The following is a 5,916-nucleotide window of genomic DNA, read 5'->3' as shown; positions in this document are numbered from 1 at the left end:
GGGCGCGGCTGGTACGGGGGTGGGGGGTTGGTCGTACGGGCCGCACGCCGCGACAGCCGGCCGGGTGCGAGGAGGTACTCCTCCGGTGGCAGCGACCGGATCATGGCTGCGGGCAGCGTCGCCTCGGCGAGGGTGCCGCGCCGGGGGCCGCGTCGCAGTTGGACGGTGGCCCCCAGCCGGGCCGCGAGCTGGCCCACGACGACGAGGCCCATCGCCCGGACGGCGGCCACGTCGATGGCCGGTGGGCGGGCCAGCAGCTCGTTGAGCTGCTGCATCCGCTGCGGGGACAGCCCCACACCCTCGTCACTGATCTGGACGATGACGCGGTCACCCAGGCTCCGGCCGGTCACCCATGTCTCGCTGCCCGGCGGCGAGTACGTCGTCGCGTTGTCCATGAGTTCGGCGAGCAGGTGCACGACCTCGTCGACGGTCTTGGCCGCGACGGCGACGTCGCCGTCGATCATGCCGAGCCGGATCCGCGCGTAGTGCTCGATCTGGGACAGCGCCGCCTGGAGCACCTGTTGCAGCGGAACGTCGTGCTGGCGTACGCGACCGACGCCGACGCCGCCGAGCACCAGCAGGCTGGCGTTGATCCGCCCCATCCGCGTCGCCAGGTTGTCCAGCGTGTACAGCTGGTGGAGCCGGTCGGGATCGGTCTCGTCCCGCTCGACCAGGTCGACCTGGGCCAGGACGGCGTCGACCAGTCGCTGTTCGCGGCGGCTCAGGTGGATGAAGATGTCGGCGGTGTTGGCGCGCATGACGGCCTGCTCGGCGGCGGTCCGCACGGCGGCACGGTGTACGGCGCTGAACGCCTGACCCAGCTCGCCGATCTCGTCGTCGCTGGACGGTTCGAGGGCGGCGCTGGACTGCTGGCGGGCGAACTCGTGCGGGTCGACGGCGGCGCTGCCCGGCTGTTGGAGCTGGGCCACCACGGCGGGGAGCTGTTCGAACGCGACGGCGTTGGCCGCGTCCCGCAGGCGACGCAGCCGCCGCGTGATCTGCCGGGCGACGGCCCAGGTCACCAGAGCGGTCAGCACCAGCGCCAAGAGGACGCCGACCGCCTCCGCCACGGCCCGGCGACGCTGGTCGACGTGCGCGGCCCGGACGTCGTCGAGCACCGCGACGTCGACGCGCCCCCGCAGGTCGGCCAGGCGGGCGGCCCGCGCCTGCGTGGTGGACACCCAGCCGGCGGTCTCCAGTTGCAGCCGCGTCCCCGGTTGGGCCCGGGACACCTCGTCCTGCATCCGTTGCAGTGCGAGCGCCTCCTTGCCGGTGCCGGCCTGCTCCCACCAGAGGCTCCAGTCGGGCGGAGCCAGGGCCAGGAACGACAGGCTCGATTCGGTGTAGCTGGTCCGGGCGGCGGTGATGTCCTGCTGCATGGCGGGGGTCAGCTCGCCGGCCGCGACCGCGCGGAGCACGGCGACCTGCTGCTGACCGATCGCCTCCGCCGTCTTCGACAGGGCCGCCGAGGCCCGGATCCCGTCGGCGAGCTGGGCGTCGACCACGCCGTGCGAGACGTTCTCCCGGAAGTTGATCAGGTCGGCGATCGCGATGCGGTAGCTGAAGGTCATCGCCGACACCGAGGCGTGCGCCGCCGTGCGTACCTGGGTGCGCAGCGGGGCGAGGCCGTCCAGGGCCGCGTCGATGCGACGCAGGAGGGCCCGGTTGGCGTCGGCGTCGGCGGGCAGCCGGTCGCGCTGCCGGCGGTAGCGGGCGACGGCGTCGTCGGTGGCGGCCATCTCCGCGCCGAAGGCGTCCTGCTGCTCCGATGCCGCGTAGGTGAGCAGGTCGGCGGCGGCGATGCGCTCGCGTTGCAGCCGGTAGGCCAGGTCACCGGCCTCGGCGCCGACCTGTGCCAGGATCTCCAGGTCGCTGGCGCGGGACGTCTGGCGCGCGCTCTCGGTCAGCGCGAGACCGGCGAAACCGATCACGGCGACGAGCGGTGCCGCGACGATGAGCCGCATCCGGCCGGCTATCTTCCAACCGCGCCGACGGGTCGGGTAGGGTCTGGCCGCGTGGGACCTCGTGCTCGACGCCAAGATTGACTCCCACGACTCGTCGATGACGGTCTATCCGCACGTTGCCGAATGCAAGTCCCATTCCGCCGGAAGCCGCGCCCAGAGACCAGACCTGGCCGTGGTACAAACTGCCCGTACCAGCATCTGTACCCAGAGTCAGCAACCGGTGACGCCGCGGGAATGACCCGGGTTCGCGAGGTCAGCGCTGGTCGTCGAGGGGTCGGGCAGTCGGATGGTGCTCCCGGTCGTCCGGGTCGGGCTGACCGTTGAGCACCTGGCCGATCAGCTCGCGCAGCTCGTCGATGGCGTCCACCACGGCGCCCGGGTCGCGCGCGTCACGCCGACCGCGCTGACGCGGCACCGGCCGATCCGGCCGGCCCTGGTCGGGCGAGCGGGGGCCGCGGCGACCGTCGGCCGCCAACTGCTCGGCCGCCACCTGCGGCCACAACGCCGCCAGCCGGCCGCCGGTGCCGAGCACGTCGTCGCAGCGCACCGCGAACTCGTGACTGCCGAACCGTCGACCCGACTCCACCGCCGCCACCGTCTCCCGGCTGAACCGCACCAGATCCGCCAGGGCCCGCTGGGTCAGGCCCCGCCGGACCCGGCAGTCGCGCAGTTCCCACCGGAACCGCTGACTGGCGGCGGAGTGAGCAGAGCTCGACGGGGACGTGTGCTCCATGCGCTCACCTTCGTGGCAACCGGTAATCAGCAGCGGACATCAGATCGGGATTGGTCGATGGGCTCGACATTCATAGAGGGCAATTCTTAACCAGGACGCGATGGGTGTGAAGACGTTCACCGAGATGGATCGTCGGACAAAGCGCAAAAACTGCGCACCGGACCCGTTGCGAGCGCCGGGGATGCGCCGAGGTGGGGCAGTCCGCGTCGACTGCCCCACACCCGGTCCGTCCGCAGGCCAGCCCCGCTGGGACACGGACGGAGCACGCGCACTGTCAGGCGGCGTGCACCTCGGCGCTCGCCGCCTCCCGCGCCGCCGGGCCCTCGACCGGCGTCATGATATCGATTCTCGCGAGCAGCGTGTGGTGCGCGCGAAACGCGACATTGGGTTTGTAGGAACGATGTTGCTCGGGTGTCAGTCGTAGGCCGGGAATGGCGGCGGCGAGTCGGGTGAGGGCAATCGCGGCCTCGAGCCGTGCCAATGCCGCGCCGATGCAGAAATGTGGGCCGTGGCCGAACGACAGGTGATCCGTCCCGTCGGACCGGTGCGGGTCGAACGCGTCCGGGTGGGCGAAGACCGCCGGGTCCCGGTTCGCCGCTCCGATCAGCAGCAGGCAGCGCGCCCCCGCGGGAATGGTCACCTCTCCCAGGGTGACGTCCCGGCGGGTCACCCGGAGCCAGCCGTCGATGGCGGGCGCGAACCGCAGCGTCTCGGCCACGAACGCGGGGACGGCCCGCGGGTCGGCGGCGATCGTCCGCCACCGCTGGGGGCTGGACAGCGCCTGGTCGAGGGCGTGGGCGAGCAGCCCGGCGGTGGTCTCGTGGCCGGCGACGAGGAGGTTGAAGGCCATGCTCGCCACCTCGGGCACGGTCAGCACGTCGTCATCGTCGTCGCGGTAGGCCAGGGCGCGGCTGATGAAGTCGTCGCCGTGGTGTCCACTGTCCACCCGCTGGCGGACGAGCTCCTGGCAGTAGTGCCAGAACTCGAGCAGACCCTGCGCCAGACGCACCTGCTCGGCCGGGTCCGGCTGCCCCCAGATGAGGGCGATCTGACCGTCCGCCCAACTCCGGATCCGCCCGATGTCGGCGTCCGGCACCCCGAGGATGTCCAGCACCACGAGCAGGGGAAGCTCGGTGGCGAACTCGGGGAGGAGGTCGACCTGGTCGCCCTTGCGGGCGACGAGCCGGGCCACCAGCTGGTCGACCCGGCGGCGGACGATCGCGCCGTACTCGGCCTCCACCCGGTCGGGCGTGTTCGCGAAGGTCGCCCGTAGGGCCCGGCGGGTGCGGGGGTGCACCGGCGGGTCCGCTGCGGCCGTGGTGGGCGGCGCGTCGATCTGCATGATCACACTCATCGCCTCCGGGCACACCTCGTAGACCGGAGCGAGGGTGAGGGCGTTGGCGAACGTCGCGGCGTCGGCGAGTGCGCGCCGGACGTGTGCGTGCCTGCTGATCAACCACAGGCCCAGATCCTCGGCGTAGTGCACTCCGTCGGGATCGTCGAGAATGCGTCGCCACATACTTGCCGGATCGGTGAGATAGACCCCGGTGAACGGATTCAACCGCATGGAACGCCTCCTGATGCACGCGGCGCGAAACCGGCAGCGTCCCCATTCAGCGAGCCACGTCAGTCGGGCCGATAATGGCGCGCATCTGCCTCTGACTCTTCACGGTGCGCTGACCGGCTGCGCAAGTCAAGATTGGCTGCCGTCTATTTAATGGGCGGCATAATTGCGTGGTGCAACGGACGGGTGAACCCCGGCCGGATGCAAGTTGCGGCTTGGTCCTTGCCGTCAGTCAGACCGGCTGGGCAGGCCGCCGTTGGTGTGCCACACCGGGTCGGCGCCACCTGATCGGCGCCGTTTCGCCGACATCGCCGGCGTCCCGATGTCGGGGATGCCCCGACGCCAGCGATAGGAGGGTGGGCAGGCGTCTGCTTGGAGCGGACAACCGACCACGACGGACGGTGGAAACAGCAGGCCGCCGCATTTCCCTCATGATCGGAAAAACGACCTCCGGGACGGCAGGTGACGCCGCCCCGGGTCACCCGCCCAGATGGTGGGAGCTCTACGCGTGGCTGGCGGTGAAGCCGTACGGCGGCCGTCCCTGGACGCGGGTGCTCGTCACGGTGCTCCTCGCGGTGCAGCTCCTCGGACGGTTCTTCGTCTTCACGTTCATCGACGATCTGTGGATCAGGCTCCTGCTGATCGCGGCCGCCGTCATCACGGTCGCGGTGGTCTGGCTGCTGTGGATCGTCCGCCCGATGGTGCTCACTTCCGCTGACCCACCTCGCGGCATGGAGCGAATGTCCGGATAATCCTGAAAAGTCACTGAAGGCCCTATACCTTCGAGGCGACCTTCTCGATGGTCGAGAGGGGACTGGAAAGAGCATGAGGCAAAACGTGAGACTCATCCGGCGACTTCCGGCTATCGGGGCGATGGCCATCGCGGCCTCAGGCGCCGTGGCCCTGTCCACTGTGACTCCCGCACTCGCGCAGCCCGGCGACGCCAGCGCCCGGGGTGTGGTGATCGACCTGTCCGGCGCGGTCCTGGGCACCACGGTCATCACCGCGGACGCCGTCATCGGCACGGCCACCGCACCAGCGGGCGGCGGCACCGACACCGACACCGCGCTGGCCATCGCCATCCCAGGCGCCCTCGGCGTCACCGCCACCGGCACCGTGGTCGAGGTCAGCGCCACCCGTGGCCCCACCGCCTCGTCGGCGAACGCCGAGATCGCGGATCTGGCCCTGGCCATCCTCGGCACCCCGGTCATCGACGCCGACGCGATCACCGCGGCGGTCAGCTGCCCCCAGGTCGGCGCCCAGACCGCGGACACCACCTTCGTCGGGCTGGAGCTGTTCGGGGAGCCGGTCGAGCTGCTCCCGGACACCCCGGGCGTCACCGCGAGCGCCGCGGTCACCGTCCCCGGTCTGACCGGCGCCGCTCTGAACGCGACGCTCACCAACGTGGAGACAGTCACCGAAGACGGTGCCGTCGCCATCGCCGTGCAGGCCACCCTGAGCCTGACCGGCACCATCGTCGGCGGGCCGTTGCTGGACATCCCGCTCGGTACGGTCATCCTCGCCGAGGCGCGGTGCGAGCGGCCGCTGGGCCCGTCGCCGACCGCGACCCCGACCCAGCCGACACCGTCGCCGACCCAGCCCACGGCGCCCCCGACGGGCGACCCGACGCAGCCGCCGACGGCTGCCCCCACCGC

Annotated in this window: 4 protein-coding genes and 1 pseudogene; 2 read left to right on the top strand and 3 right to left on the bottom strand. The window is 71.5% G+C overall.

Going from position 1 to position 5,916, the window contains the following annotated elements; all coding sequences use genetic code 11:
- From DKT68_RS00905 to DKT68_RS00895, 3 genes are all read right to left on the bottom strand, one after another.
- Window positions 1-1,964, bottom strand: a 1,964-nt coding sequence (locus tag DKT68_RS00905; RefSeq protein WP_109815540.1) for a sensor histidine kinase, incomplete at its 3' end; no start/stop codon positions are given.
- 253 nt (window positions 1,965-2,217) lie between these two features.
- Window positions 2,218-2,697 (bottom strand): helix-turn-helix transcriptional regulator, encoded by a 480-nt coding sequence (locus DKT68_RS00900; RefSeq protein ID WP_109815539.1) that lies wholly within the window; start codon window positions 2,695-2,697, stop codon window positions 2,218-2,220.
- A 274-nt stretch (window positions 2,698-2,971) separates the two neighbouring features.
- Entirely contained in the window at window positions 2,972-4,264 is a 1,293-nt protein-coding gene (locus DKT68_RS00895; protein WP_109815538.1) for a cytochrome P450, read from the bottom strand.
- Window positions 4,265-4,692: 428 nt separating this feature from the next.
- Between DKT68_RS00895 and DKT68_RS00890 the strand changes: the two genes are divergently transcribed.
- Both DKT68_RS00890 and DKT68_RS00885 read left to right on the top strand, forming a co-directional pair.
- Entirely contained in the window at window positions 4,693-5,013 is a 321-nt protein-coding gene (locus DKT68_RS00890; protein ID WP_146218251.1) for a hypothetical protein, read from the top strand.
- Window positions 5,014-5,173: 160 nt separating this feature from the next.
- A pseudogene (locus DKT68_RS00885) lies at window positions 5,174-5,916 on the top strand (hypothetical protein); the annotation flags it as partial.

This window comes from Micromonospora acroterricola, assembly GCF_003172955.1.
Taxonomy (GTDB): Bacteria; Actinomycetota; Actinomycetes; order Mycobacteriales; family Micromonosporaceae; genus Micromonospora; species Micromonospora acroterricola.
Note: the sequence above shows the minus strand (reverse complement) of the source record. Positions and strands in the feature narration are given on the sequence as shown.